The 26,781-nt window shown below is 68.7% G+C and carries 22 protein-coding genes and 3 pseudogenes; 20 read left to right on the top strand and 5 right to left on the bottom strand.

Annotated features, from left to right (window positions below):
• Positions 1 to 10 precede the first annotated feature (10 nt).
• Together V1351_RS07555 and V1351_RS07550 are read left to right on the top strand one after the other, a co-directional pair.
• Entirely contained in the window at positions 11 to 976 is a 966-nt protein-coding gene (locus V1351_RS07555; protein WP_338752247.1) for a phosphatase PAP2 family protein, read from the top strand.
• 62 nt (positions 977 to 1,038) lie between these two features.
• Positions 1,039 to 2,102: pseudogene (locus V1351_RS07550) on the top strand (IS110 family transposase).
• Between the two features lie 17 nt (positions 2,103 to 2,119).
• Here V1351_RS07550 and V1351_RS07545 read toward each other — a convergent pair.
• Positions 2,120 to 3,055: a cation diffusion facilitator family transporter gene (locus V1351_RS07545; RefSeq protein WP_338752245.1), complete on the bottom strand. Its 936-nt coding sequence runs from the start codon at positions 3,053 to 3,055 to the stop codon at positions 2,120 to 2,122.
• Entirely contained in the window at positions 3,055 to 3,432 is a 378-nt protein-coding gene (locus tag V1351_RS07540; protein WP_338752243.1) for an ArsR/SmtB family transcription factor, read from the bottom strand. Before V1351_RS07540 ends, V1351_RS07545 begins: the two co-directional genes overlap by 1 nt.
• Before the next feature lie 107 nt (positions 3,433 to 3,539).
• On the opposite strand from V1351_RS07540, the gene cmtR reads away from it, so the two are divergent.
• The 9 genes and pseudogenes from cmtR to V1351_RS16300 form a co-directional block, all read left to right on the top strand.
• The gene (gene cmtR / locus V1351_RS07535; RefSeq protein WP_338752241.1) at positions 3,540 to 3,923 is read left to right on the top strand and encodes a Cd(II)/Pb(II)-sensing metalloregulatory transcriptional regulator CmtR; all 384 of its coding nucleotides are present in this window, start codon (positions 3,540 to 3,542) and stop codon (positions 3,921 to 3,923) included.
• Positions 3,920 to 5,887: a heavy metal translocating P-type ATPase gene (locus V1351_RS07530; protein WP_338752239.1), complete on the top strand. Its 1,968-nt coding sequence runs from the start codon at positions 3,920 to 3,922 to the stop codon at positions 5,885 to 5,887. The genes cmtR and V1351_RS07530 overlap by 4 nt, the downstream gene beginning before the upstream one ends.
• Positions 5,884 to 6,528 carry a DsbA family protein gene (locus tag V1351_RS07525; protein ID WP_338752237.1) on the top strand — a complete coding sequence of 215 codons (645 nt, stop codon included), beginning with the start codon at positions 5,884 to 5,886 and terminating at the stop codon, positions 6,526 to 6,528. Before V1351_RS07530 ends, V1351_RS07525 begins: the two co-directional genes overlap by 4 nt.
• Positions 6,509 to 7,141, top strand: a complete 633-nt coding sequence (locus V1351_RS07520; RefSeq protein ID WP_422389011.1) for a vitamin K epoxide reductase family protein — start codon at positions 6,509 to 6,511, stop codon at positions 7,139 to 7,141. The genes V1351_RS07525 and V1351_RS07520 overlap by 20 nt, the downstream gene beginning before the upstream one ends.
• A gap of 49 nt (positions 7,142 to 7,190) precedes the next feature.
• Positions 7,191 to 7,787, top strand: a complete 597-nt coding sequence (locus tag V1351_RS07515) for a TlpA disulfide reductase family protein (RefSeq protein ID WP_338752233.1) — start codon at positions 7,191 to 7,193, stop codon at positions 7,785 to 7,787.
• Positions 7,784 to 8,554 carry a cytochrome c biogenesis CcdA family protein gene (locus V1351_RS07510; protein ID WP_338752231.1) on the top strand — a complete coding sequence of 257 codons (771 nt, stop codon included), beginning with the start codon at positions 7,784 to 7,786 and terminating at the stop codon, positions 8,552 to 8,554. Before V1351_RS07515 ends, V1351_RS07510 begins: the two co-directional genes overlap by 4 nt.
• Entirely contained in the window at positions 8,554 to 10,131 is a 1,578-nt protein-coding gene (gene resB, locus V1351_RS07505) for a cytochrome c biogenesis protein ResB (protein ID WP_338752229.1), read from the top strand. Before V1351_RS07510 ends, resB begins: the two co-directional genes overlap by 1 nt.
• Positions 10,128 to 11,117, top strand: a complete 990-nt coding sequence (gene ccsB, locus V1351_RS07500; protein ID WP_338752227.1) for a c-type cytochrome biogenesis protein CcsB — start codon at positions 10,128 to 10,130, stop codon at positions 11,115 to 11,117. The genes resB and ccsB overlap by 4 nt, the downstream gene beginning before the upstream one ends.
• 382 nt (positions 11,118 to 11,499) lie before the next feature.
• Positions 11,500 to 11,682, top strand: a pseudogene (locus tag V1351_RS16300) (helix-turn-helix domain-containing protein); the annotation flags it as partial.
• A gap of 66 nt (positions 11,683 to 11,748) precedes the next feature.
• Here V1351_RS16300 and V1351_RS07495 read toward each other — a convergent pair.
• On the bottom strand, positions 11,749 to 12,600 hold the full coding sequence (locus V1351_RS07495) for a M23 family metallopeptidase (RefSeq protein ID WP_338752225.1): 852 nt from the start codon (positions 12,598 to 12,600) through the stop codon (positions 11,749 to 11,751).
• Between the two features lie 127 nt (positions 12,601 to 12,727).
• On the bottom strand, positions 12,728 to 13,180 hold the full coding sequence (locus tag V1351_RS07490; RefSeq protein ID WP_338752223.1) for a hypothetical protein: 453 nt from the start codon (positions 13,178 to 13,180) through the stop codon (positions 12,728 to 12,730).
• A gap of 585 nt (positions 13,181 to 13,765) precedes the next feature.
• On the opposite strand from V1351_RS07490, the gene coxB reads away from it, so the two are divergent.
• The 9 genes and pseudogenes from coxB (at position 13,766) to V1351_RS07445 (ending at position 25,186) form a co-directional block, all read left to right on the top strand.
• Positions 13,766 to 14,671, top strand: a complete 906-nt coding sequence (gene coxB, locus V1351_RS07485) for a cytochrome c oxidase subunit II (protein WP_338752221.1) — start codon at positions 13,766 to 13,768, stop codon at positions 14,669 to 14,671.
• Complete coding sequence (ctaD, locus tag V1351_RS07480; RefSeq protein ID WP_338752219.1) at positions 14,671 to 16,395, top strand: cytochrome c oxidase subunit I; 1,725 nt, start codon at positions 14,671 to 14,673, stop codon at positions 16,393 to 16,395. The genes coxB and ctaD overlap by 1 nt, the downstream gene beginning before the upstream one ends.
• Positions 16,396 to 16,448: 53 nt before the next feature.
• Positions 16,449 to 16,835: pseudogene (locus V1351_RS07475) on the top strand (cytochrome c oxidase subunit 4).
• A gap of 1,180 nt (positions 16,836 to 18,015) precedes the next feature.
• Positions 18,016 to 19,461: a cytochrome ubiquinol oxidase subunit I gene (locus V1351_RS07470; protein WP_338752217.1), complete on the top strand. Its 1,446-nt coding sequence runs from the start codon at positions 18,016 to 18,018 to the stop codon at positions 19,459 to 19,461.
• A 15-nt stretch (positions 19,462 to 19,476) separates the two neighbouring features.
• Positions 19,477 to 20,547, top strand: a complete 1,071-nt coding sequence (gene cydB, locus V1351_RS07465) for a cytochrome d ubiquinol oxidase subunit II (protein ID WP_338752215.1) — start codon at positions 19,477 to 19,479, stop codon at positions 20,545 to 20,547.
• On the top strand, positions 20,544 to 22,202 hold the full coding sequence (gene cydD, locus V1351_RS07460) for a thiol reductant ABC exporter subunit CydD (protein WP_338752213.1): 1,659 nt from the start codon (positions 20,544 to 20,546) through the stop codon (positions 22,200 to 22,202). The genes cydB and cydD overlap by 4 nt, the downstream gene beginning before the upstream one ends.
• Positions 22,199 to 23,941 (top strand): thiol reductant ABC exporter subunit CydC, encoded by a 1,743-nt coding sequence (gene cydC / locus V1351_RS07455; protein WP_338752211.1) that lies wholly within the window; start codon positions 22,199 to 22,201, stop codon positions 23,939 to 23,941. The genes cydD and cydC overlap by 4 nt, the downstream gene beginning before the upstream one ends.
• Positions 23,916 to 24,338, top strand: a complete 423-nt coding sequence (locus V1351_RS07450; protein ID WP_338752209.1) for a BlaI/MecI/CopY family transcriptional regulator — start codon at positions 23,916 to 23,918, stop codon at positions 24,336 to 24,338. The genes cydC and V1351_RS07450 overlap by 26 nt, the downstream gene beginning before the upstream one ends.
• Positions 24,335 to 25,186 carry a M56 family metallopeptidase gene (locus tag V1351_RS07445; RefSeq protein ID WP_338752207.1) on the top strand — a complete coding sequence of 284 codons (852 nt, stop codon included), beginning with the start codon at positions 24,335 to 24,337 and terminating at the stop codon, positions 25,184 to 25,186. The genes V1351_RS07450 and V1351_RS07445 overlap by 4 nt, the downstream gene beginning before the upstream one ends.
• Before the next feature lie 221 nt (positions 25,187 to 25,407).
• Here the strand turns inward: V1351_RS07445 and V1351_RS07440 are convergent, their stop codons facing one another.
• Positions 25,408 to 26,418 (bottom strand): arsenic resistance protein, encoded by a 1,011-nt coding sequence (locus V1351_RS07440; protein WP_338752480.1) that lies wholly within the window; start codon positions 26,416 to 26,418, stop codon positions 25,408 to 25,410.
• Positions 26,419 to 26,781 lie beyond the last annotated feature (363 nt).

Genomic DNA, 26,781 nt, shown 5'->3' with positions numbered 1-26,781 from the left:
CACGTGAAGGGTGATCTCGAGATCGCTGCGCCCGACGAGCGCCCCGGTACTGGCCGGTGCGCTGATCGTTGTCACCGTTCTCGCGGCCGGGCCGCTGCGGTCCCTCGACGCCGCCCTGCAGGGGTACTGGGCCAGGCGGTACACGCCGAACTGGTGGGGGTTCCTCGACTCCGTCCCCAACGCCATCGCCGGCCAGGCGGTGTGCCTGCCCGTGCTGCTCGTCATTGCCGTGGTACTGGCGCGCAAGCACCGCACGTGGCACCCACTGGCCATCGTCGTCGCGGCCGAGGTCGCCTTCTACGTCGGTGTCGGCGGGATGAAGGTGCTGCTGGCCCGCACCTCCCCCGCGGCCGGCATCGGCCGCTTCTGGCAGGGCGGGGTTTTCGAGTACGGGTGGTACGGCATCTCCTACCCGTCGGGCCACGCCGCCGAGGCCATCCTCTTCTACGGCGCGGCCGCCTACCTGCTGCGTGTGTACTCCGGCCCGGACGTGCGCATCCGCAAGCGGCTGAACTTCCTCGTCGGCCTCATCACCGCCAATGCGGTTATCGTCGCCTTCTACCTCGGCTTCCACTGGCCCACCGACCTGCTCGGCGGCATGCTCGCCGGCGGCCTCATGCTGCGGATCATCATCGACGTCGACCGTCGGGTCGCCGCCGGCAAGCCGATCCTCGGGTGGCGGCCACCCACCGTGCGCACCGCCGTCGCGGCGCGGTCGGCACTGGCCCCGGCGCCGTCGCCCGTCTCCACGGCGGCCCTCCCCGAGCCCGGGTGCGGGCACGGTGTCGGCACCGGCACGTCCGTCACCTGCCCGGGCCGCGCTCCCCACGGCGACCCAGAGCGCCAACGACCTGCCCCCGCTGCGACCGGTGACGGTGCGCGCCATGACGGCTCGACACGGTCCGGCCACCCCGTGGCCCGGCCCGCGGACGGCCTCCCTTCGCTCTGCGGGAGCACGTGCGCCACGCCCGGGTAGGTGAGCTGCAGCCCAACGGCAAGGGCTGAGCCCCGCCACCGGCGACGGGGTCGCTGGCCGCTATGACCATCGTCGCGCATGCTCACCCGTTCGTCATTGGTGTCGATACCCACGCCCGCAATCACGTCCTGGCGATCCTCGCCGCCCCCGGTGAAGTCATCGACACCGGCCAGTTCCCCACCACGGCCGCAGGCTTGGCCCGCGCTATCGCCTGGGCGGCCCGCCGCACCGGAGGTGATCTGGCGGCACTGTGGGTGATCGAGGGCGTGGCGTCCGACGGTGCCGGCTTGGCCGCGACAGTCGCCGGGCCGGCTACGAGGTGGTCGAGGCAGCCCGGATGAACGCGCGGAACAACCGGGGCCTTGGCAAGTCGGACTCGCTGGACGCTCACCGCATCGCCGCAGCTGTCCTCCCGTTGGACGCTAACGAGCTGCGCCGCCCGCGCCTGGCCGAGGGCGTGCGGGCTGCCCTGCGCGTCCTGATCGCCTCCCGCGACCACATGACGGCCGAACGCACCGCCACCCTCAACGCACTGATCGCGCTCCTACGCGTCGTTGACCTGGGTATCGATGCCCGCCGGCCCCTGACCCGCACGCAGATCGCCACGGTGGCCCGTTGGCGATCCCGCGAAGAAGACCTTGGCACTGCAACCGCTCGGGCCGAGGCCATCCGAGTGGCCAGGCGAGTGGTCGAACTCGACGAGCAGATCGCCGCCAACGACGCCCGCATGAGCGACCTCGTCCAAGCCAGCCAAGCCGCGCCACTGCTCGAGAAGACCGGCATCGGGCCCGTGACCGCTGCCATCTGTCTGACTGCTTGGTCGCATCACGGCAGGGTGCGCTCCGAGGCCGCGTTTGCAGCTCTGGCCGGCGTGAACCCCATTCCAGCGTCCTCGGGAAACGCCGTCCGCCACCGCCTCAACCGCGGCGGCGACAGGCGTCTGAAGCGGGCCCGGCACATCGCCGTCCTCACCCGCATGACTCACGATCCGGAAACCCGGGCCTACGTCGAGCGACGACGAACCGAAGGCCGCACCACCAAGATCCGCCGTTGCTTGAAGCGCTACCTCGCTCGCCAGATCTACCGGATCCTCAACGCAACCGAGACAGCCAACAGCCCAGTTTGACGAACATAGAAGGATCCCTAGGCGTGCTCAACTTCGGTGCACGTTCGTTCTCGCACCGCGGTCGTCTCCAATTGGATGGTTGCGTGCTCGAAGGAGACGGGGAAGTGCTCCTTCACGCAGGATCGGATCTGCTCCAGGATCTGTGGTGCGTGGCCGGACTCGAAGCACTCGTCGTCGATCACGACGTGCGCGGAGAGGACGGACAGGCCCGTGCCGACCGTGGAGGCGTGCAGGTCATGGACTTCCTGGACGTGATCCAGAGCGAGGATGTGCGTTCTCACCTCGTCCAGGTCGACGTCCTTCGGGGTGAACTCCATCAGCACGCGCACGGTCTCGCGCAGAAGCCGGTAGGCGCGGGGCAGGATCAGTGCTGCGATGAACAGGCCGGCGATGGTGTCTGCCCGTTGGAAGCCGGTGGTGGCGATGACGATGGCGGCCACGATCACGCCGAGGGACCCGAGGGCATCGTTGAGCACCTCGAGGAAGGCGGCGCGCATGTTGAAGTTCGCGTCGCGACTGGAGGAGAGGACCACCATCGCCACGATGTTCGCCACGAGGCCGATGATGCCGAAGACCAACAGCTCGCCGGCGGGAACCTGGGTCGGCTCGACCAGCCGGCGCAGCCCTTCGATGGCGGCGTAGGTGCCGACCACCAGCAACAGCGCCGCCTGCCCCAGGGCGGCAACGACCTCGATTCGGGCAAAGCCCCAAGTGCGCCTGTTGTTGGGCGGTTTCAGCATCATGGTGGCGGCGACGACTGCCACCAGCAGCCCGCTTGCGTCGGACAGGGCGTGGGCGGTGTCCGTCAGCAGTGCCAGGCTCCCGGTGATGACGCTGCCGATCGCCTGGGCGAGGACGATGAGCGTGGTGATGCCGAAGGCGATCAGGAGTCGGTTGCGCAGACCGCGGTCTGCTGTCCCGACCGCTGGCCCATGCTGGTGGTTGGCGCTCATCACAACTCCTCGGTGACCAGCTGGTCGTGGTCACGGTGATCACGCAGAGACAGTGACGCTCCGGACGCCGCCAGCAGCGCATCCGCGCTCTTCAGCAGGTTGGCCAGTCGTGGTGGGTCGGCCAGCGAGAACCACGACGCGCGGCCCTCGGCCCGCACGGTCACCAGACCGCAGTCACGCAGGCAGGCCAAGTGCTTGCTCACCGTCGACTGGGCCAGGTGCATGTGGTCCACGAGGTCACGGACGCGGTGCTCACCACTGGATAGGTGCTCGAGCAGTGCCAAGCGCGTGGGTTCGGCCAGGGCATGGAACAACGCAGCACCAGCGTCAGGCACCTCCAAGGCGGTCGGCCCTTCGCGATCACTATTAATCGTCATATAACGATGCTATCACCAGGCAGCGATTTTGAAAATGAGGCGATGTGGTCGCCTTCAGGGGAGCCCCCTCTCCGTTTTCAGGTCAGCCTCCAATGTATGGTCAGCGCATGCTGAACTCTGCTTCTCGTTTGGACGTGATCAATCGGCTCGGGAGGGGGATGGCGGACCCGACCCGGGCTCGGATCCTGGTGATGTTGTTGCAGGAGGCGAGCTACCCGGCCCAGCTGGCTCGTGATCTCGATCTGAGTCGCACGAACGTCTCGAACCACCTGGCCTGCCTGCGTGGCTGCGGGATCGTGGTCACCGCGCCGGAGGGGCGTCGCACCCGTTATGAGATCGCCGACGCGCACCTGACGCGGGCTCTGGAGTCGCTGCTGGAGGTGGTCCTGGCGGTCGACGACGGGGCGCCCTGCACTGACGAGGACTGTGATGTGCCGCTGTGCTGCGGCGCCACATCGTCTGTCGTCCTCGAGGCGGAGGTCACGCGATGAGTGATGCGTGCTGTGGCGGCACTGACGAGGTCGTGACCGAGGAGCTCGCGCCGTGGTGGCGTGATCGGGCGCTGGCCCTGCCGGCGACCGCCGGGGTGCTCTGGGTGACGGGTCTGCTGCTGGACTGGGCAGGCGCCGGCACCCTTGCGACGGTTGCCTATGCGATCGGTCTGGCCGCAGGAGCGTGGACCTTCGCCCCGAGTGCGGTGCGCCGTCTGGTCAGCGGTTCGGGTGGCGGCCGGTTGGGCGTGGGGCTGCTGATGACGATCGCCGGCACGGGCGCGGTGCTGCTGGGGCACGTGGGTGAGGCTGCTGCGTTGGCCTTCCTGTTCTCGATCGCCGAGACGCTCGAGGACCGCGCGATGGACCGCGCACGGCACGGCTTGCGCGCGCTGCTGTCCCTGATCCCAGAGACCGCGGTGGTCTCGCGAGCGGCAGGTGAGAAGCGGGTCCCGGCCGAGCAGGTCCGCCGAGATGACGTCCTGGTCGTCGGCGCCGGGGACCGGGTCAGCACGGACGGCGTGGTCACGGTCGGGCACTCGTGGCTGGACACCTCGGCGATCACGGGTGAGTCGATCCCGGTCGAGGTCGCTCCCGGTGACGCGGTGGCGGCCGGCTCGGTCAACACCTCGGGAGCCCTGCGCATCACCGCGGTCGCCGATGGCCGCGACAACTCCCTGACGCAGATGGTCGAGCTGGTCGAGCAGGCCCATGCGGACAAGGGCGAGCGGGCCCGCCTGGCTGACCGGATCGCCAGGCCACTGGTGCCGTTGGTGCTGCTCGCCGCAGCGCTCGTTGCGGCCTACGGCTTCGTGGTCGGCGACCCGCAGACCTGGGTGGAACGCGCACTGGTCGTGCTGGTCGCAGCCTCTCCCTGCGCGTTGGCGATCGCGGTCCCGGTCACGGTCATCTCGGCGATCGGCTCCGCCAGCAAGTTCGGGGTGATCATCAAGTCCGGAGCAGCCTTCGAGCAACTCGGGGCCATCCGCACGGTCGCCTTCGACAAGACCGGCACCCTCACCCGCAATGACCCCAAGGTGGTCGCCACGCACGCGATCGGGGGCCATACCGACACCGAGGTCCTGGCGCTGGCCGCTGCGCTGGAGGTCGCCAGCAGCCACCCCCTGGCAGCGGCCGTGGTCGCTGCCTCACCGGACCGGCCGGAGGCCAGCGACGTCCAGGAGCACGCCGGACACGGCTTGACCGGAACGGTGGCGGGACGTCGGGTGCGGGTGGGCAGCCCTCGCTGGATCAGCCCGAATGGCCTGGCCGAGCAGGCCGAGGCGATGGCCGACGAGGGGATGAGTCTCGTCGTGGTCGAGGTCGACGACCGCACGTGCGGCGTGATCGGTATCCGCGACGAGCTGCGCCCCGAGGCGGCCGAGGCCATCGCCGCCCTGCACCAGCAAGGACTGTCCACCGTGATGCTGACCGGTGACAACGCGCGTACCGCGCAGGCACTGGCGGGACAAGCCGGCATCCGGGAGGTCCACGCCGAGGCCCTGCCCCAGGGCAAGGCCGACCACATCCAAGCCTCGATGGCCACGAGCCCGACGGCGATGATCGGCGATGGCATCAACGATGCCCCTGCGTTGGCGTCGGCCACCGTAGGCATCGCCATGGGCGCCAGCGGCTCGGCAGCGGCGGTCGAGTCCGCCGACGTCGCGTTCACCGGGCACGATCTGCGTCTGCTTCCCCAGGCGCTTGCGCACGCTCGTCGAGGACGGGTCATCATGACCCAGAACGTCGTGCTGTCGGTGGCGCTGATCGCGATCCTCTTCCCGCTGGCGCTCTTCGGGGTGCTGGGCCTGGCTGCGGTCGTGCTGGTCCACGAGGTCGCCGAGGTGGTCGTCATCGCCAACGGTCTGCGAGCGGTCCGCGCGCAGCGTCGCTCCCAGTTGGAGGACAGGGACGGTCCGTACACTGCGCGCGACAAGCACCCTTTGACGATTGGAACCCGGTGAGCAAGAGCCTGAAGCTGTCCATGGCCATGATCGTGGCGGTCCTCGTGGCGATCACCGCTGCGGTGGCATTGAGCCGACCCGATGACGCACCGACATCTGCCGGGTCGAGCGACGGCATGTCTGAACCGTTGGTGCGGGAGGACAGCCCGCGCCTGACCTCGGGCAAGGACGCGGTCTTCGTGGAGTTCCTCGACTTCGAGTGCGAGGCCTGCGGAGCGGCTCATCCCGTGATCAAGGACCTGCGGGAGCAGTACGGCGACGACGTGACCTTCGTCGTGCGCTACCTGCCTTTGCATGGCAACTCGATGAACGCTGCCCTGGCCGCCGAGGCGGCCAAGGAGCAGGGTGAGTTCGAGGCCATGCACGACAAGCTGTTCGAGACCCAGGCCGAGTGGAGCCACTCGGAGTCGTCCAAGGCGAAGGTCTTCCAGGGCTACGCCAAGGAATTGGGTCTGGACATGCAGCAGTACCGGGCAGACGTGAAGGACCCGGCCATCAAGAAGCGCATCGAGCAGAGCAAGAGCGATGCCCAGACAGTGGGTGTCACCGGCACACCTACGTTCTTCCTCGACGGCGAGAAGATCCAGCCGACCAGCGTCGCCGACTTCGAGGCCCGTCTCGATGCCGCAGTCGAAAACTGAGCCGGCGACCGCGGTACCCGTGTCCGTAGCCAGCGGACGTGGACTGGGCCGGCTGTACCTCGTCGGAGGACTGATCGGGCTGGTCTGCGCGGTTGTGCTGCTCGTGGAGAAGAACGAGCTGCTGAAGAACCCGGACTACGTCCCCACCTGCAGCATCAACCCCATTCTCTCCTGCGGCTCGGTCATGACCACCCCGCAGGCCGCTGCCTTCGGCATCCCCAACCCGATCATCGGAGTCGCCGGCTTCGCCGCCCTGGCCATGCTCGGAGCACTCCTCGTCACCGGCACCAGCCTGCGCCCATGGTTGCGGCTGGCCACCCAGACGACGGTCACCCTCGCCGTGCTGTTCATCCACTGGCTGATCTACCAGACCCTCTACGTCATCGGCGCCCTGTGCCCCTACTGCATGATCGTGTGGGTCGTGACCATCGCGGTCTTCTGGTACACCACCGTCCACACCCTGCAGCGCCTCCAACACACGGCCACTCCACGTGGACACCGCGCACTGACCACCCTCACCGAGTACCGCGCAGCGATCCTGACCGGCTGGTACCTCGTGATCATCGTCCTCATCGCCATCAGGTTCTGGGACTACTGGGTCACCCTCGCGTGATGCCCGACTCCCAACACCCGCCACGAAGAACTCAGGAGCATGAACCCGAATGACCGTCCATCGTCCCTCCCGCCGTACCGTGGTCACCTCCGCGAGCACCCTTGCCGTCATGGCGATCGCCGGCTGCTCGTCCTCGTCCGACACCGCGGATGCGGCCCAAGACGCCGGCTACCGCTCGGGTGACGGCGCCCTGCGCATGATCGCGCCGGAGGATCGGGGTGAGCCGGTCGACCTTGCCGGGGAGACCATCCGCGACAAGACGTGGGACTCCGCGGACCACCGCGGTCAGGTCGTCGTGGTCAACCTGTGGGCCAGCTGGTGCGGCCCGTGCGCCAAGGAGGCGCCGCATCTGGTCGCCACTTACGAGGCGATGAAGGGGGAGGACGTGACCTTCGTGGGGATCGACTACCGCGAGTCCTCGGTGGCCACGGGTCTGGCACAGGCGAAGACGTGGGGTTTCGTCTGGCCCTCGATCTATGACGAGAGCGGCACCACGGCCATCGCCATGCAGGGCATGATGACCACCCAGCCTTCGACCGCGGTGTTGGACCGTCAGGGCCGGATCGCCGCGGTCGTCCTCGGCGCGACGACCGAGAGCACGCTGACCGGCATGATCGAGGACACTCTGGCCGAGAGCAACGGATGATGGCCCCAGCGCTGTCGTCGCTCGCGGCCGGGCTGAGCGATCAGATCGCCGGAGGCGCTCTGCCGCTGGCGGTGCTCGTGGCTGCCCTGGCCGGGCTCGTCTCCTTCGCCACCCCCTGCGTGCTGCCGCTCGTGCCGGGCTACCTGGGCTACGTCACCGGTCTGTCCGACGTCGCTCTGGAGGAGCGCAGCCGCGGTCGGATGGTCCTGGGCGCGCTGCTGTTCATCCTGGGCTTCACAGTGGTCTTCGTGCTCGCGTCGATGTTCGTCGCCACCGCCGGCCGCGCGCTCGTGGAGCACCGCGAGTTGCTGATGCGCATCGGCGGTGTGGTGGTGATCCTCATGGCCTTGGTCTTCCTCGGGGCGGGCGCGCAGCGGACCTTCCGCCTACCGGTCAAGCCCGCGACCGGGCTGGCCGGGGCACCGGTCCTCGGGGCGGTCTTCGGCCTCGGCTGGGCACCGTGCATGGGCCCGACGCTGGCCGCCGTGCTCGCGCTCAACCTCGCCGGTGACGCCTCGATGACCCGGGCTGTGGTCCTCGCCGTGGCGTACTGCCTCGGGCTGGGACTGCCCTTCATCCTCATCGCCGCGGCGTACGAGCGCTGGGCCCCGGTCTCCGCATGGCTGCAACGACACCAGCGCGCGATTCAGGTCGTCGGCGCAGGCCTGCTCATCATCGTCGGGCTGCTCCTGCTCACCGGCGGCTGGGACACCATCACCCAGTGGCTGCAGATCCGCCTGATCAGCGACTGGGAGGTGCCCCTCTGATGGCGATCGGCACGAAACCCGACCCGAAGCAGACCATCACCCAGCCCAGGCTCGGTGTCGTCGGCTGGGCGCGGTGGGGCTGGCGACAGCTGACGAGCATGCGCACGGCACTGTTCCTGCTGCTGCTCTTGGCGATCGGAGCCGTGCCCGGCTCGGTCTTCCCGCAGCGCAACTTCGATCCCGGGCGCACCGCGGACTGGATCGAGCGCCACGAGACGACCGGCCCGATCCTCGACAAGCTCGGGGCCTTCGAGGTCTACTCCTCGCCGTGGTTCTCGGCGATCTACCTGCTGCTGTTCATCTCACTCATCGGCTGCATCATCCCGCGGACCGGGGTCCACCTGCGCGCCATGCGCGGCAAGCCCCCGCGTGCGCCGCGCCGTCTGGCCCGTCTGGAGGCCCACGCCGAGGGCGAGGTGGAGGGCAGTGTCGAGGAGGTCCGTGAGGCCGCGACCACGGTGCTGCGGGGGCGCCGGTTCCGCGTCGCCAGCCATGACGAGGTCAGCGTCTCCGCGGAGAAGGGTTACCTCAAGGAGACCGGCAACCTCGTCTTCCACACGAGTTTGGTCGTGCTGATCGTCGGCGTCGCGGTCGGTTACCTGTGGGGGTGGAAGGCCGACATCATCGTCCCTTCCGGGGAGTCTTTCGTCAGCACCGTCACGCGCTATGACACCTGGGCGCCGGGGCCGCTTGTCGATGAGTCCTCTCTCGTACCCTTCGTCGTCACGGTCGAGGAGATGACCGCCGACTTCAACGACCGGGACCCGGCCGCAGGCTCCTTCGGCATGCCGCGGGATTTCGAGGCGAACGTGAGCGTCGACCCCATCGAGGGTGAGGAGTTCACCGACGCCATCAAGGTCAACGGGCCGCTGGAGATGAAGGACGCCACGGTCTTCCTCCTCGGCAACGGCTACGCGCCCGTCGTGACCGTCAAGGACACCGAGGGGCAGGTCCTCTACAAGGGGGCCACAGCCTTCCTCGCGCAGGACGGCAACTACCGCTCCACCGGTGCGATCAAGGTCGGCGCCGCGAGCGAGCCCGAGCAGTTCGGGTTTGTCGGGCTCTTCCTGCCCACGGCGACGATCGACCCGGAGCTCGGCCCGATCTCGGTCTTCCCCGACACCCGGGCGCCGGCGCTGGCGCTCAGCCTCTACACCGGTGAGCTCTACCCCGGCGGCAGCCCACAATCCGTCTTCACCCTCGACACCGAGTCGATGGACAAGGTCGAGACGGCCGACGGCACCGACCAGACGCGGCTGTGGCTGACCCCCGGCGACACCAAGAAACTGCCCGGTGACCGCGGCACGATCACCTTCGACGGCATCGAGCGCTACGCCGGCTTCTCCGTGCGCCATGACCCAGGCGAGGAACTGGTACTGATCTCCTCGCTGCTGGCGCTGGGTGGCCTCATCGTCACCCTCGTCGTCAGGCGGCGACGGGTCTTCGTGCGCCTGACCGAGGTCGACGGCCGGGTGCGGGTCGAGGTGGGCGGCATGAGCCGTGACGACGACGAGGGACTGACCGAGGTGGTCGAGCAGGTGCGCGACCGACTCATAGGAGAATCGAGGACATCATGAACAACGAGATGCTGGCCCAGTACGCCAACTACGCGCTGGCCTCCGCCGCGCTGCTGGTCACCGTGGCGATGCTCTGCTACGCCCTCTACCTCGCGCAGGCCGTGCCGGTGCGTGAGCGGGCGGAGGCGGACGCCAAGGTCCCGGCGACCGTGGGCGGCCCGACCGTGGGCGGCCCGACCGTGGGCGACAGCGACGAAGGGGGCGACGCCCACGCCGAGACCGGTCCAGAGACCGCTGTCGAGACACCGATGAGGGCGCGCAAGGCCGCCGGCATCGCCGGCTCCTTCACGTGGCTGGCCGCCGGGCTCCTCCTGCTCTCGGCTGCACTGCGCGGGATCGCCGTCGAGCGCTTCCCCCTGGGCAACCTCTTCGAGTTCAGCGTCGCCGGTGCCTTCTTCGCCCTGGCGACGTTCAGCGTCGCCTCGACCCGTCGTGACCTGCGCTGGCTCGGGGTCTTCGTCACCGGCTTCGTCACGCTGCTGCTCATGGTCGCCTCGACCGCCTGGTACGTCGCGGCCGACGAGTTGGTGCCCTCGCTGCAGTCCTACTGGCTGCCGATCCACGTGACCGTGGCGACCTTGGCGGTCGGTGTCCTGACCGTCGGCGCGATCGTCAGCGGGCTCTACCTGCTCAGCGACCGCGAGGTGGGCGGCGAGCGGTTCTGGCGCAAGCTGCCGCCGCCGCAGTCGTTGGAGAGGTTCTCCTACTCCCTGCACATCATCGGTTTCCCGCTGTGGTCCTTCACCCTCATCGCCGGCGCCATCTGGGCGCGCGAAGCCTGGGGTGCGTACTGGACCTGGGACCCGAAGGAGGTGTGGACCTTCGTCATCTGGACGATCTATGCCGCCTACCTGCACGCTCGCGCGACGAAGACCACCCCGCGGCGCATGGCGAACTGGATCGCCGTCGCAGGTTTCGTGTGCATCGTCATCAACTACACGGTCGTGAACTTCTACTTCATCGGCATGCACAGCTACGCGCAGTAAGGGCGACATGATCCGCAACACCTGCTCCGGTTCCTGATCTTCTTCGGGTACCTCGCGTTGTTCTGGCTGCTCGGGCTGCGTGACAATCAACGAGCTGCCCTAGGTGGGTGGTGTTTTTGCGGGAACGTAGATCTCACCACTACATGTAGGGGCTCTTTGAGTGGAATGACGCCATGCGTAGTGGTGCTGTCTCGCCAGCTTGCGATTGAGGCTCGTTTGGCACCAGCCACCTAGGTGGCACCCTCAGCGGATTCAACGGGTCGTTGACCACATCCACGAGCACCCACCCACGCACGCCGCACACCTCCACCGAATTGGCCAGGGTGTCCGGGGTCAGTCTCCGATCGCTTCAGGAGGCCTTCCGTGAGCACGTGGTACCAGCCCAGTGGCCTACATGCGATCCGTGCGCCTCGCCGGTGCGCACGAGGAACTGACAGCCGCGGACCCGGCCGATGGCGCGACGGCATCCGTCGCGCACTCTTGGGGCTTTGGCCACGTATCGCGCTTTGCCGACCACTACCGCCGAAGGTACGGGGAATCGCCGAGCACGACTCTGCATCGTTGAGGCGAGCACGTCCACACGCGAAAAGGGGGCCGACCAGCACACCTTCGGTTCACGTGGTGTGGGCGGTCAGAGGATGCCGCGCTCTGCGAGCCAGCCCGTCGGGTTGATCGTCTCGCCGCCACCGGGGCGGATCTCCATGTGGAGGTGCGGACCGGTCGACTGACCGGTGTTGCCGGAGTAGCCTACGGTCTCGCCGGCGGCGACCTGCTGGCCGGCAACGGCGGCGACCGAGGAGAGGTGCCCGTAGCGGGAGACGGAACCGTCGGCGTACTGGATGTCGATGTAGATCCCGTAGCCGCTTATCGATCCGGCGCCGACGACCGTGCCGACACCCATCGCCCGCAGCGGCGTGCCGATGGACGCGCTGTAGTCCTGGCCAGCGTGGAGGCGTCCCCACCGGAAGCCGTAGCCGGAGGTGAGCGAAGCGCCCTCCAACGGGCGTGCCCACCCGGACGCGGACTCCTCGGCTCCGTCCTCGGTCGGTGCAGCGACTCCGGCCTCCGCCGTCGCCTCGGCGGCATCCTGCTCGGCGAGCTCCTTGCGCTCCTTGTCCCGGTCGGCGCGCTCCTCGGCGCGGACCTGGCTGTCGACGACGTCTTCGGAGACGGCCTGGCGACGCTCGGACAGGCTGGAGCTGTCGCGGGAGGCCGCGGCCACCTCGGTGCGCGCGGTCTTGCCCAGTTGTGGGTCGTCGAGCAGCGCGGTCGCCTCGAGGGAGGCGCTGGCCTGGTCGGTCCCCCCTGTGAAGGCCGAGGACTGCGCGGCGGTGGCTCCGACGGCAATGAGCGCCAGAGTCACGGCAGCAGCGGTCGGCATCGCGTAGGCGGCCGAGAGGCTCTTGGGGAGGCGGGAGCGGCGTTCCTGGGCGCGGCGCTCGGCGCGTGTAGGAGGACGGTGTCGACCCGAATACTCACTCATGAAAAAGGACGTCGTCCTCGGCAGGGGATATCTCGGACAAATCTTGGAAAACCTTAGCGTGACCAATTTGTTACGCAAAACCGGGGGCCGACATGCCGCAAAAATGCAGGAACGTCGCGGGTCCGGATCATGTCGCGGAGGAGACCTGAGCCCTGATCCACCGGCTGGGTGAGATGACCTCGAGGGGAGGGTGATGCTCACGTTGCCCTTGGGTGAGGGCGCCCATCGCGACGAGCACGTGGTTGGGTTCCAGCGTGTCTGACGTGCACGCGGACCTCGAGGCGACGGCCAGCCCGTGCCGGGCGAGTGTGTCGACGATGGTCTCGTCTTCGACGTAGAGCACGGAGAAGGTGCACACGTGCGGTAGCCGGTCCCGAGGGTCGCTAACGATGTCCACAGCCGGCCACCTCGCCGGATCCGGTCGATCCGGTCGCTGGCTTGGCCTGGTGGGCGAGAAGCGGGTACCGGTGCGCACGACGAGCACGCCCAGGTGGGGTCCACCCCAGGAGATGGCATCGGCCACGGGGACGTCGAAGTCACCCGGCACCGCGTCCCGACCGACCGAGGCGCGGGCGTCCACGAGGAGGGGGATGCCGTACCCGGACGCGAGCGACCGTGCCTCAGCCAGGGGTTGGCGGGTGCCGACCTCCTGGTTGGCGGCCTGCAGGACGGCGAAGGGGGTCTCCTGCGTGATCGCGACGCGCCAGGACGGCAGGTCGAGCGTCCCTCGTGCGGGAGACGGCCACCTCCACGGGCTCCACGGCCCCCGCGCGCAACCAGCGCTGGAGGCCCGAGTGCTCCACCGAGGAGGTCACCGGAGGGTCGGAGAGGCGGCGGCGCCCCCTTGCCAGCCCCTCGAGTGCGGTACAAGCCGCCTGGTCCCCACTGGCGTGCAGCGTGACCTCGTCCGGTCGCACGCCCAGACCCTCGGCCATGACGGCACACCAGATCTCGAGGGCGGACGGGTGCACGGGTCCGGGGGAGGCGTCGAGGAGACCTCGGACCCCCTCTGCGGGAGCGGCCCCGCGGGTGTCAGGTGGGGTCGAATCGGTCTGTGGCGCCACGCTTGCAGGCTAGTGCCACCCTTCGTCGAAGAGCCGCCGGTCTGCGGTAATGTGGCAGCGCCCTCCGAAAACTTCGGACCAGTAGTAGGTGCCCCTTGCCCGTGTCTTCGAGCACAACGTCCCCGCGCGTACGTCGCGGGATCGGTGCGATCGGACTCGTCGCCGCCCTGTCGGCCGTCTCGGCCTGCAGCGCGGTCGGCGTCAACACCAGCATCAAGAACGGGTACCTGCCCGAGGGGGTCACCGAGGAGTCCGTGCTCGTGGAGAACCTGTGGATCTGGTCGTGGGTCGCGGCGCTGGCCGTGGGAGTGCTCGTGTGGGGCCTGATCCTGTGGTGCATGGTGGCCTACCGCAGGCGCAAGGACGACGACGGCTCGCTGCCGATCCAGTTGCAGTACAACGTGCCGCTGGAGATCCTCTACACCGTCGTGCCGATGTTCATGGTCGGTGCGCTCTTCTTCTATACCGAGCAGGCAACGTCGCAATTGCAGGACGTCTCGAAGGAGCCCGACGTCACGATCAACGTCGTCGGCAAGCAGTGGAGCTGGGACTTCAACTACGTCGAGGCCAACGTCCACGAGACCGGGCAGATGGCCGACCTGGACGGCACCCCGGGTGCCGAGAAGAATCTGCCGACCCTGTACCTGCCGAAGGGCCAGCGGGTGGAGTTCGTCCTCACCTCGCGTGACGTCATCCACTCCTTCTGGGTCCCGGCGTTCCTCGAGAAGATGGATGTCAACCCGGGCATCGTCAACCGCTTCCAGGTGACGCCGTCGCAGACGGGCACCTTCCAGGGCAAGTGCGCGGAGCTGTGTGGTGCGTACCACTCCCAGATGCTCTTCAACGTCAAGATCGTCGAGCCGGCCGAGTACGAGGCCTACCTGCAGGGCCTGCGGGACAAGGGCCAGACCGGGCTCCTGGGCATCGATCTCAACCGCGAGGGGATCAACGAGCGCGATCGCAAGCGCCTCGACGAGGCGCTCACTACCGACGAGGAGACGAACTGATGTCGACGATCTCCGGTGCATTGAGCCGGAACACGAGTGAGGCGGAGGTCTCCGAGAAGGCCCTCGCCCGCCGCGAGAGGGCCGGGAGCCAGTTCGTGCGCATCATCACCTCGACCGACCACAAGGTCATCGGCAACCTCTACATGGTGACCAGCTTCCTGTGGTTCCTGCTCGGCGGTCTGATGGCGGTGGTAATCCGTCTCGAGTTGTGGGCCCCGGGCCTGCAGGTGGTGGACAATCCCGAGCAGTACAACGAGATGTTCACCATGCACGGCACGATCATGCTGCTGCTGTTCGCGACGCCGGCCTTCGCCGGCTTCGCCAACGCGCTCATGCCGTTGCAGATCGGGGCGCCGGACGTGGCCTTCCCGCGGCTGAACATGTTCGCCTACTGGCTCTACTTCTTCGGTGCCATCATCGCCGGTGCCGGTCTGCTTACCCCTGGCGGTGCGGCGGCCTTCGGGTGGACCGCCTACGCGCCGCTGTCCGACCCGACGTACAGCCCCGGAGTCGGCGGTGACCTGTGGGTGTGGGGTCTGGCCCTCGCCGGTTTCGGCACCATCCTCGGTGCGGTCAACTTCATCACCACGATCATCTGCATGCGCGCACCCGGCATGACGATGTTTCGGATGCCGATCTTCACCTGGGGCATCCTGATCACGTCGGTGCTGGTCCTGATGGCCTTTCCGATCCTGGCGTCCGCACTCATCGCTCTCGGTGTGGATCGAGAGTTCGGTGGGCAGATCTTCGCCGCCGAGAGCGGCGGGGCGTTGCTGTGGCAGCACCTCTTCTGGTTCTTCGGTCACCCCGAGGTCTACATCCTCGCGCTGCCCTTCTTCGGCGTGATCTCCGAGATCCTGCCAGTCTTCTCCCGCAAGCCGATCTTCGGGTACAAGACGCTCGTCTTCGCCACGATCGCCATCGCGGCCCTGTCGGTCTCGGTGTGGGCCCACCACATGTACGGCACCGGTCAGGTCTTCCTACCCTTCTTCGCCGTCATGACGATGGCGATCTCGGTCCCGACGGGTGTGAAGTTCTTCAACTGGATCGGCACGATGTGGGGCGGCAAGCTGGAGTTCAGCACACCGATGATCTGGGCGCTCGGCTTCCTGGTCACCTTCCTCTTCGGTGGCCTGACCGGCGTCATCATGGCTAGCCCCGCGTTGGACTTCCAGATCACCGACTCCTACTTCATCGTCGCCCACTTCCACTACGTCCTCTTCGGCACGATCGTCTTCTCCGCCTTTGGCGGGGTCTACTTCTGGTGGCCCAAGTGGACCGGCAAGATGCTCAACGAGTCCCTGGGCAAGGTGCACTTCTGGCTCACGTTCGTCGGCTTCCACATGACCTTCCTCATCCAGCACTGGCTGGGTGTCGAGGGCATGCCCCGCCGTTACGCGGACTACATGCCTGAGGACAACTTCCAGCTGGGCAACCAGATCTCCACGGCGGGTTCGCTGATCCTGGCGGTCAGCTTCCTGCCCTTCTTCTACAACGTGTGGAAGACGCACGTGAGCGCTCCGAAGGTCGAGGTCGACGACCCGTGGGGGTACGGCGGCAGCCTTGAGTGGGCGACCTCCTGCCCGCCACCGCGGCACAACTTCACGTCGATCCCGCCGATCCGCTCCGAGCGTCCGACCTTCGACATGAACCATCCCGAGTACGCACCCAAGACGCTGCGGGCACGATCCGCCGTCACCGCGAAGGAAGAGGTCACCAGATAAAGACCGAGATCGGATTCTTCGCCGGGATCGGCATCTTCTTCGTCGCGGTCGGGATGCTCTACGGCTTCTGGACCGGCTGGGTCGAGCCGGTGGGCTGGGTCGCGTTGAACCTCTGCGGCGCCCTCGGCTTCATGATCGCCTTCTACCTCTGGGCAGTCGGCCGCAAGCTGCCGGCCCGCCCCGAGGACAACGAGCACGGCGAGATCCACGAGCAGGAGGGTGCCTAAGGCGCCTTCGCCCCGTACTCCTGGTGGCCGCTGCGGCTCGCGCTGTCCGGCGCGCTGGTCTTCCTCGGCGTCGCGGTGGCCTACTGGCTCGCCGCGTTCGGGATGATCATGGGAGTCTGGGCCCTCTGCGGTTGGACCTTCGAGTACTTCAAGGTGGCGGATAGCCCCGGGTGGTACTTCGGGTCCGGCGAGGTGGTACTTCTGTTCTGGTGACCAGGTACCGGCCCGCGTGTGAGGCGGGCCGGCGCCGTGGTCGGTGAGGGTTACTCCCAGTAGCCGGTGGTGGCTCGCCAGCACACGATCAAAGTCAGGTCTGGTGTAGTCCTCCGAGACCCGCTTGCGCCCATCGGGGAACATCCCAGCGATCTCCGCCGGGTTCATCGACGCGGCCTGCCCGGCGGTGATCCCATACGCGGTGATCGTCTTCTTCACCGCTGCGACCTCCCGGCGTGAACATCCCACCGCGGCGACGATCTCGCTATAGCTGTGCCCGGCCAGAGCCAACATCATGATGGCCTTGTAGTCGGCCATTCGAGCCTCCTCAAATAGGAACAGGCGGCGCCGAGTGCGCCACCTCTCCCCGAGCAGACCACTCCTGAGCACGCCAGGAGTACCGGCTCGTCGGAACGTCAGTACCAAGTCCCCGGACTAGGGGTACCAACTCCCGCTATCTGCCACTTCAAGGGAGAGTTCGCCGACTGAGCAGGGCGTATCCTGTTGAGGGGCTTGCGGACGTGGCTGAGGTCGCGGCCTCTTCGGCGTCTTGTCCGGGTGCGTCATCGCTGCACCGCGGCATGACGCGTCACCTGTTTCCATGGGGGTACGTGAATTGGTGAAGGGAACGACACCCGTAGCCACGGTCTTGGGTCTGCTCGTGACGGGGGCCCTCGTCCTGACGGGGTGCACCAGCGGCTCGAGCTCATCGGATCCTCATCCTCCGGGGTGTCGACGTCCAGCGCGCCTCCCGAGGCCGGGTCGTAGGTGAAGCAGCATCGCCATATCTGTGGATAGGCCAGTTCCGATGTCCGGGCATGTGGACGATGCGTCGGTGACCCCGAGCCTCGCCAGGAGGCCGAGGCGCAACTGATGACCTGGGTCCGGCGGGAGTGCGGCCCTCAGTCGGAGACTCGGCCATCGTCGCGGTCGCCTACGCCGGCGGCGGGAAGGACGTCTGGCTCGTCGACAGTAGGTTCACGGTCGTACGCGAGCACGAGTGAGTGTCCGAATGGGCCCTCTGCGAGTCTTCGCGCATGGCCGAGCGCGCTGAATCCGACGAGTACTACGTGCTCGACCTGTGCGACGAGGTCTTGAGCGCGACACATTTGGCCGAACGGAGCACCACGGGTAGCGTTGACTACTACGAACGGTAGTACTCTACGTCGTAGGAGACCCGATGGACGTGCTGGAGCTTGCGCGGTGGCAGTTCGCGATCACCACCGTGTACCACTTCCTCTTCGTGCCGATCACGATCGGGCTCTCTGCGATCGTCGCCTGGTACCACTCCCGCTGGATCCGCACCCGCAACGAGGAACACCTGCGGATGGCGAAGTTCCTGGGCAAGCTCTTCACGATCAACTTCGCGCTCGGGCTCGTCACCGGCATCGTCCAGGAGTTCCAGTTCGGGATGAACTGGTCGAGCTACTCCCGTTTCGTCGGCGACATCTTCGGCGCGCCACTGGCGCTGGAGGCGCTGCTCGCCTTCTTCCTCGAGTCGACGTTCCTCGGCCTGTGGATCTTCGGTTGGGGTCGCATCCCGGAGCGGCTGCACGCGGCCTGCATGTGGATCGTGCATATCGGCACCGTGCTTTCGGCGTACTTCATCCTCGCGGCCAACTCCTTCATGCAGAACCCCGTCGGCTACCGGATCAACCCGCAGACCGGGCGCGCGGAGATGAGCGACTTCATCGCGGTCCTGACCAACGAGGTCCAGCTCGTCGCCTTCCCGCACGTCATCACCGCCTCCTACATGGTCGGTGGCGCCGTGGTCATGGGCGTCGGCCTGCACAAGCTGCGCAAAGTGACCAGAGATGCGAAGGGGGACGATGTCGCCGACCGCAGGATGTACCGCCACGCGACCCGCCTGGGTGCCGTCGTCACCCTCGTCGCCGGTCTCGGGATGACGATCAGCGGCGACCTGCAGGGCAAGGTGATGACCGATGTCCAGCCGATGAAGATGGCTGCCGCGGAGGCCCTGTACGAGACCCCACCGGAGGGCGAGTGCGCCCCCTTCTCCGCCCTAACGATCGCCGGTCTCGGTGGCGAGGACCCGACCCACGTCATCGAGATCCCCTGCCTGCTCTCCTTCCTCGGCACCGGCACCTGGGACGGGCAGGTGCAGGGAATGGTCGAGCTGGAGAACGAGTACCGGGCGAAGTTCGCCGACGGTGAGCTCACGCAGGCCGACACCTACATCCCGCCGATCGCGGTGACGTACTGGAACTTCCGCCTGATGATGGGCGCCGGGTTCTTCGCGATGGCCGTCGCCGCGTGGGTGCTGTTTGCCACCCGCAAGGACCGCGTGCCCATGCAGCGCTGGGTCCAACCCCTGACCGTGCTCGCCCCGCTCGCCACGGTCCTCGGGCAGAGCTTCGGGTGGATCTTCACCGAGGTCGGCCGCCAGCCATGGGTCGTCTTCGGCGAGATGACCACTCGCACCGCCGTCTCCCCCTCCGTCGGGGCCACGGATGTGTGGATCTCGATGGGCGTGTTCACCCTGCTCTACGGGGCGTTGGCCGTCGTCGAGGTCCGTCTGCTGCTCGACTACATCCGCCGCGGTGCCGAGCCCTTCGAGGAACCACGCCTCGTCGAGGACGACGAGCCGCTCCAGTTCGCCTACTGACCCGGGAGCATCACCATGGATCTCATCCTCATCTGGTTCGTCCTGCTGGCCGTGCTGTGGACCGGCTACCTCGTCCTCGAAGGCTTCGACTTCGGCGTCGGGATGCTGCTGCCAGTCCTCGGTGGGGGCGGTTTCAAGGCTCGCACCCCGCACCTCAACCAGCGTGTTGAGACCCGGCGTCGCACGCTGCTGACCACCATCGGCCCGCACTGGGACGGCAACGAGGTGTGGCTGATCACCGCGGTCGGTGCCACGTTCGCCGCCTTCCCGCACTGGTACGCCACGATGCTCTCCGGGATGTACCTGCCGCTGCTCCTGCTGCTCGTTGTCCTCATCCTGCGCAACATGGGGCTGGAGTACCGCCACAAGCGCACCGACACCACGTGGGTGCGGCGCTGGGACCTGACCATCATCGCCGGCTCGGTCCTGGCCCCCTTCGTCGTCGGGGTGGTGCTGACCAACCTCGTTCATGGGCTCCCGATGACCGAGCATCTCGCGGGCACCACGAAGTACACCGAGTTCGACGGGTCGGTCCTCAGCCTGCTGACACCGGTCGCGCTGCTCGGCGGCCTCACGCTGACGGTGCTGTGCCTGACGCACGGCGCGCACTTCATCGCGCTGAAGACCGCCGGGCCGCTCCGGTCGGAGGCCAGCGCGCTCGGCCAGAGGGTCGGCCCCGTCGCCGCGATCCTCACGGTGACCCTCCTCGTGGCCCTCGGCATCTCCCGCGGCATGGCTGCATCGTGGGTGGTCAGCGGGGTCGCCGTCGTCGCCCTCCTCGCGGCCATTGCCGCCAATGCGAGGGGGGCGGAGGGCTGGGCCTTCACCGGCACCTCGGCGACGATCGGCCTGACCGTCGTCAGCTACTTCCTCATGCTCTTCCCCAATGCCATCAATGGTCGTGGTGCGAGCCCGGACCTCACCCTCCAGGCCGCGGCGAGCTCGCCGCTGACCCTGACGATCATGACGTGGGCCGGCGTGGTCTTCACGCCGATCATGCTCGGGTACACGGTGTGGTCGTACTGGACCTTCCGTCGGCGCCTGTCCGTGGACCACATGCCGGCCGTGTCCGAGAGCCACCCGTGAAGCCCTTCGACCCCCGCGTCCTGCAGGCGGTCCCGGCCACGCGGGGGCCGGTGGCCGCGCTCGGGGTGGTCGGCATCGTCCAGGGCATCCTGACGATCGCGACCGCCTTCGCCCTGGCCACGCTCGTGGTCGCGGTGGTGCGGGGCGAGTCGCTGGTCGCCCCGGCCGCATGGACCGGGGCGCTCTTCGCGGCACGGGCGCTGCTCGGCGCGCTCACGGAGAGCATCGCGGCACGATCCGGCGCGATCGTCGCCACGCACCTGCGTGAGCAGCTGCTGCGGGTGTGGTCGGCGCGCACGATCGACCAGCGGCCCTCTCGCGAGCGGGCGCTCACGCTCGCCGCGCAGGGGACGAGCGCAGTGGAGCCGTACATCGCGAAGTACCTCCCCGCCCTCGTCTCTGCCGCCATCGTGCCAGCCCTTGCCATGACGGCGCTGATGGTCGTCGACTGGCCCAGCGCCGTCGTCGTCGTGCTGACCGTGCCGCTGCTGCCGCTCTTCGCCGCACTCATCGGGGCGACGACGCAGGAGGACACCGAACGTCGGTGGGGTGCGCTGCGTGACCTGTCCGGGCACTTCCTCGACGTCGTGCGCGGGCTGCCGACGCTGGTCAACTACGGGCGCGCCGAGCGCCAGGTCGAGGTGATCAGCGCAGTGAGCCACCGGCATCGTCGGGCCACGATGCAGACGTTGCGTCTGGCCTTCCTGTCGGCCGCAGCCCTGGAGCTGCTCGCGACGATCTCGGTCGCGATCGTGGCCGTCGTCGTCGGCCTGCGCCTGACGACCGGCTCGATGGACCTGTCGGTCGGCCTCACCGCGATCCTGCTGGCGCCCGAGGCCTACTGGCCGATCCGGCGGGTCGGCACCGAGTTCCACTCCGCCGCGGACGGAGCAGCCGCCCTCGACGAGATCCTGGCCGAGCTGGAGCGCGCTGAGCTTGAGCACGAAGGGGAGGCATCCCCCCTTCGCCCCATGGCCACCGACTCAGATGGGCACCTCGTGCCACAAGAATCGACTCCTGCCGCACGACGTGACCACCTGACCCGCGGCACCGTCACGGTGAGCGGGCTCGGCTACTCCTACCCCGGCACCTCCCGGCGTGTCCTCGACCAGGTCGACCTGACCGCCGGTCCCGGTCTGCTGGTGATCGCCGGGCCGTCAGGGTGCGGCAAGACCACCCTGCTCGAGGTCATCGCCGGAATCCGCCGACCGGACTGCGGCCAGGTCAGCGCCCCCGAGGTGCACCTGGTGACCCAGCGACCCTTCCTCGGTGCCGGCACCCTGCGCACCAACCTCACGATCGGTGGCCCCGTCGAAGCCCACGACGTCTGGCAGGCACTGCGAGCGGTCGGGCTCGACGGCGTCGTGACGAGTCTCCCGCAGGGCCTCGACAGCCCGATCGGCGACGACGGTTTCGGTCTGTCCGCCGGCCAGCGCGCCCGCCTCGTGCTGGCCCGGGCACTGCTCTCCCCCGCTCCGGTCGTCCTCCTCGACGAGCCCACCGCACACGTCGACCCGGGCTCCGCGGTGATGATCGGGGAGGTCATCACCGCCCTGGCCGCGTCCCGGACGGTCATCGCGGTCAGCCATCAACCCGAGCTGGTCGCCCGCGCCGACGAGCACGTCCACCTCGGCGAGCGGGTGCTGGTCCGATGATGCGCCACCTCGACCCGACACGGCTACCGACGCTGCACCTGTCCCGCGGGCTCGTGGTGGCCGGTCTCCTCGGTGGGGTCGCCACCGCGTCCGGCATCGCCCTGACGACCACCTCCGGCTGGCTCATCGTGCGGGCCGACGAGCAGCCCCAGATCATGCTGTTGCTCACCGCCATCGTCGCGGTGCGCACCTTCGGTCTGGCGCGCCCGGTCTTCCGGTACTGGGAGCGGCTGCGCAGTCACGACGTCGCCTTGCGCGACCTGGCGGAGCGCCGCACCGGGACCTACGCCGCCTTGGTCCCCCTCACCCCGGCCCGGCTGGGCGCGCGAGGCCGGACGGACGTGCTCACCGGGGTTGTCGACGACCTCACCGATGTCGTGGAGGCCTCGGTGCGCGTGACGGTGCCCGCCATCGCCGCCCTGGTCGCGGGAGTCGGTGCCGCTGCGTTGACTGCGCTGGTCGACCCGAGGGTGGGACTCGTCCTGGCGGCCATGCTGCTGGCGACCGCCGTGGTGGCGATCCTCGCCGACCGGCTCGAGTCCCGCTCGCAGGCAGCGGTCCTCGCCGCCCGGGCCGAGGTCGCCCGAGTCGTCCAGCTGACCACCGAGCAGGCCGACGAGCTGCGGGTCATCGGCGGGACCGGGTCCGCGCACGACTGGCTGCGCGCGGCCCACGTCCGGCTGCGCGCCAGCGTCGCCCGCCAGTCGCGAGGCCGATCCCTCAGTGCCGCAGCAGTGCTCGTGATCACCGGTGCGTCCACGCTGGCGTGCGCTGCCCTGGCCAGCACGTCCGGGGCCGATGCCCCTGTGCGGGCGCTGCTCGTCCTCGCGCCCGTGGCCACCGGGGAAGCCCTCGGCGTCCTCACCGACGCCACGCGGGCCCTGGCCCGGGCTCGCGCCTGCGCCCGCCGTCTCGTGGAGCTGCTCGGCCGCACCCCCGCCGTGGTCGACCACCCGGAGGTGGAGCCCCCTTCGAGGCGCCCGCGCGGTGCGTGGGACCCACTCCGTCGCACCGCCCACGCGGAGCGTGGGACCCAAGGACACCCCCTTCGCCCGCACGGGACTCCGCGCCTGGAGCTGCGTGATCTCGCCGCCGGGTGGCTGCCCGGTCGCACCGACCTCGGGCCCCTCGACCTGACCATCGAGCCCGGCGAGCGCGTCGCGATCACCGGGCCCAACGGCAGCGGCAAATCCACCCTCCTGGCCGTCCTCGCGCGCCACCTCGATCCCACGGCGGGCCGTTACACCGTCGACGACACCGACGTCACCCACGCGCCCCTGGCCGATGTCCGCCGGCTCGTCGCGGTCGTCGACGACGAGCCCCACGTGCTCGCGGGGACCCTGCGGGCCAACCTCGCCCTCGCCGCACCCGACGCGGACGACCAGGTGCTGGTCGACTCCCTTCGTCGGGCAGGGCTCGGCACGTGGCTCGACGGGCTCGAGCACGGCCTGGACTCCCGCCTCGGCACCGGCGGGCTCGGCATCTCCGGCGGAGAGCGCACCCGGCTGGCCATCGCCCGGGCCATCGCCAGCGCGCGGCCGGTCGTCCTGCTCGACGAGCCCGTCGCGCACCTGGACCACCCCACCGCGGAGGTTGTCATCGCCGACCTCCTGCAGGGCGCCGGGGAGCGGTCGGTGATCATGGTGACCCACCACCACGTCGGCCTGGATCGCATGGACCGCGTGGTCACGATGCAGGAAGGAGTGCCGAGCCATGGCCAAGAGCGTGTCCCTGGGTGATCTCGAGCAGGCGATCATGGACGTGCTGTGGGCCGCGGAGGGCGGACTCACGGTGCGGGAGGTGCTCGAGCGCCTCACCGGTCGCGACCTCGCGTACACGACGGTCATGACCGTCCTCTCCCGTCTCGAGGTGAAGGGCGTGACCACCCGCGAGCGCGACGGGCGCGCCTGGCGCTACCACCCCGCCGCCACGCGTGAGTCGCTCACGGCGCAGGCCATGCGCAGCCCGCTGCACGACCTGAGCAGCGAGGACCGGCAGGCGGCGATCCTGCACTTCCTCTCCGAGGCGAGCGTCGACGACCTCGACGCCGTGCGCGAGGCCATGGCTGCGGTGGAGGCGAGGGGAGATCGGCCACGACGTCGCCGCGGCCGGGGGGCGGCAGACTCCTCAGCGTGATCGCCGTCCTGCTGCTGCTCTGCGCGGCAGCGCTCCTGATCGCGCCGCGGGCCCTGGTGCGCATCGAGCGCCTGCGTCGCAGCCCGCGGGCTGCGCTCTTCGTGTGGCAGGCGCTGTCCCTGTCCGCCGTCCTCTGCCTGCTGAGCGCGGCACCGCTCGCCCTGGTCCACCCCCACCCGCAGTCGACGACCCTCGAGGTCGCGATCCTCGTCGTCGCGGGCATTGCCTCGGTCGGGGTGCTCGTGCGGCTGCTGCTCAACGGCCACCACGTCGGCCGCAGGATCCGCACCGCGCGGGCGCAGCACCGCCAGCTCGTCGACATCGTCGGGCGCCACGAGGGTGCGCACACCCGGGTGCTGCCCTCCTCCGAGCTGTCCGCCTACTGCGTCCCCGGCGCAGGTTCGCGTCTGGTCATCACCGAGGCCGCCCTGACCGCCCTGCCCGCCGAGCAGCTCGCGGCCGTCGTCGCCCACGAGGAGGCCCATCTGCGGGAGCGGCACGACCTCGTCCTCGAGTTCTTCACGGTGCTGCACACCGCGACGCCTCGGTGGCTACGCACGGATGCGGCGCTGGCGGAGGTGGCGCTGATCGTCGAGGTCCTCGCGGACCGGGCCGCCCGGCGGGACGTTGGCGAGATCTCCCTCGCGCGGGCGATCCTCTCCCTCGCCGAGGCCACGAGCGAGCAGGGCCTCACCCCGGGTGCCTCGGCCGGGGCCGGCTCGGCGGCGACGAGGATCCGTCTGCTCGCGACCGACGACCCCGCACCCTGGCAAACCCTGGTGCTCTACCTCGTCTGCGCCGCAGCACTGATGACCCCGCCGACGCTGGCGGTCCTCATGGGCTCGTGACACTCGGGGCCGGGTTCCCCGAGAGGACCACGAGATAGTGGGGGCTCGAGGCTCTGAAGAGCCGGTTGTCACCCATTGACCGCGAGGTGCGCAACCGCTCTAGTGAGCACCCTGCCCCGCTGCCGAGCGAAGCTCCGTCGATACCGCTTCACCGACCTGCGCACAGCTCGCGAGGCCGCCCTCATCCCCGCCGGCAACCTTCGCCGGAGACCCGATCACCATCACCGACCCCCAGCCGAACCGCAGCGTCTTGGATGAGGTCCCGGCCTGTGCGGCGAGCTCGCTGAGCGGGGTTCGGAGGGGACCAGCCGGGGGATGATCTTCACGTAGGCCACCATGCCCAGAAGTTCGACCAGGGTCTGGGTGACCACGACGAGCGGAACCAGAGCCAGAGCGTCCGGCAGCGACAGGGCTAGTGGGAGGACCACCAATGAATTGCGGGTCGCGCCGCTGAAAACCACGGCCCGCGTGCTTCCCAGACCCAGCTGTGCAGCGCGCGCGGTGGCCATGCCGAGGGGAACCATCACCACCAGGAAGACCGCGTAGAGAGGGATGACGGAGAGCAGCCTGGTGATCTCGCGCCCCACTCCGTGGATCTGCGATCCGATCACCACCGCCAGAGTCGCCATCATGAGCGGAACCATCATCGCCTGCATGACGGTCATCACCAGTTGGCCGGTCGCCGCTCGGCGGGACCACCACTGGATCAATGCCGCCAGTGCGAGAGGGATCACGATCAGCACGATGAGCCCTTCCAGGAAGGGCTCAGGGTCGATAGCCGAGACGAGTCCCGGACCGACGAAAAGGACCAGATAGATCGGCAACAACACCATCTGGGTCAGCATGAGCAGCGGCGCGGCCGCCAGCAGGCGCTCACTGGAGCCGCCGGCCAGGCCGGCGAAGACGATCACGTAATCGATGCAGGGGGTCAACAGCACCAGTAGCACACCCACCAGCAAAGCCTGGTCATCGGCGACGAACCGGGAGAGACCGAAGGCCACGACAGGAACGATGACGAAGTTCAGGATCACAACCGTGGCCAGGAAGCGCACATCGCGGACTGCCTGGCCGATGGCGGAGAACGGGATTCCCAGGAACGTGGCGAACAGCAACAGCCCGAGCACCGGAGTGATCGCCTGCTCCAGCGGCCCGGCCGCGGCAGGGAGCGACCAGCCGAGGAGCGCTCCACCCGCGATGGCCAGCAGGTAAAGACCAATTTGGCGACGTTCCATCGCGTTGATCAGACGAGGGAATGGCACCTTGCCAGTGTAGGCAGGCGCGGTCGGCAGACCTCGGCAGTATCCGGCGGCGGGTCAGCCCAGCTCCACCGCACGGGGCTGGATGGGCTTGCCGACGAACTCCGGACCGTTGTTCGTCCGCATCCCTCCAGGGTGACGCCGTGCTCGGGCCCTCTTCAGGCGGTCCGGGAAGCGGGCGTTGACCTGCGCGGTCTCGTTCCCGACGATCGAGCTCCACGACGGCGCTACGGGTGGCGATGTCGACGGCCGTCAGCTGCCAGACCGCGCCGATGCCCTTCAGGCGCCCGACGCAGAAGGTGTCCAGGGCCACGACCTGCCACCGGGTAGGACGCGTAG

This window comes from Janibacter sp. A1S7, from assembly GCF_037198315.1.
GTDB classification, from domain to species: Bacteria; Actinomycetota; Actinomycetes; order Actinomycetales; family Dermatophilaceae; genus Janibacter; species Janibacter alittae.
Note: the sequence above shows the minus strand (reverse complement) of the source record. Positions and strands in the feature narration are given on the sequence as shown.

Bases quoted from the DNA above. Each gene is read 5' to 3' on its own strand.
- V1351_RS07545 (WP_338752245.1), bottom strand. From the start codon at position 3,055: ATGAGCGCCAACCACCAGCATGGGCCAGCGGTCGGGACAGCAGACCGC.
- V1351_RS07540 (WP_338752243.1), bottom strand. From the start codon at position 3,432: ATGACGATTAATAGTGATCGCGAAGGGCCGACCGCCTTGGAGGTGCCT.
- cmtR (WP_338752241.1), top strand. From the start codon at position 3,540: ATGCTGAACTCTGCTTCTCGTTTGGACGTGATCAATCGGCTCGGGAGG.
- V1351_RS07530 (WP_338752239.1), top strand. From the start codon at position 3,920: ATGAGTGATGCGTGCTGTGGCGGCACTGACGAGGTCGTGACCGAGGAG.
- V1351_RS07520 (WP_422389011.1), top strand. From the start codon at position 6,509: ATGCCGCAGTCGAAAACTGAGCCGGCGACCGCGGTACCCGTGTCCGTA.
- V1351_RS07515 (WP_338752233.1), top strand. From the start codon at position 7,191: ATGACCGTCCATCGTCCCTCCCGCCGTACCGTGGTCACCTCCGCGAGC.
- V1351_RS07510 (WP_338752231.1), top strand. From the start codon at position 7,784: ATGATGGCCCCAGCGCTGTCGTCGCTCGCGGCCGGGCTGAGCGATCAG.
- resB (WP_338752229.1), top strand. From the start codon at position 8,554: ATGGCGATCGGCACGAAACCCGACCCGAAGCAGACCATCACCCAGCCC.
- ccsB (WP_338752227.1), top strand. From the start codon at position 10,128: ATGAACAACGAGATGCTGGCCCAGTACGCCAACTACGCGCTGGCCTCC.
- V1351_RS07495 (WP_338752225.1), bottom strand. From the start codon at position 12,600: ATGAGTGAGTATTCGGGTCGACACCGTCCTCCTACACGCGCCGAGCGC.
- ctaD (WP_338752219.1), top strand. From the start codon at position 14,671: ATGTCGACGATCTCCGGTGCATTGAGCCGGAACACGAGTGAGGCGGAG.
- V1351_RS07470 (WP_338752217.1), top strand. From the start codon at position 18,016: ATGGACGTGCTGGAGCTTGCGCGGTGGCAGTTCGCGATCACCACCGTG.
- cydB (WP_338752215.1), top strand. From the start codon at position 19,477: ATGGATCTCATCCTCATCTGGTTCGTCCTGCTGGCCGTGCTGTGGACC.
- cydC (WP_338752211.1), top strand. From the start codon at position 22,199: ATGATGCGCCACCTCGACCCGACACGGCTACCGACGCTGCACCTGTCC.
- V1351_RS07450 (WP_338752209.1), top strand. From the start codon at position 23,916: ATGGCCAAGAGCGTGTCCCTGGGTGATCTCGAGCAGGCGATCATGGAC.
- V1351_RS07440 (WP_338752480.1), bottom strand. From the start codon at position 26,418: ATGGAACGTCGCCAAATTGGTCTTTACCTGCTGGCCATCGCGGGTGGA.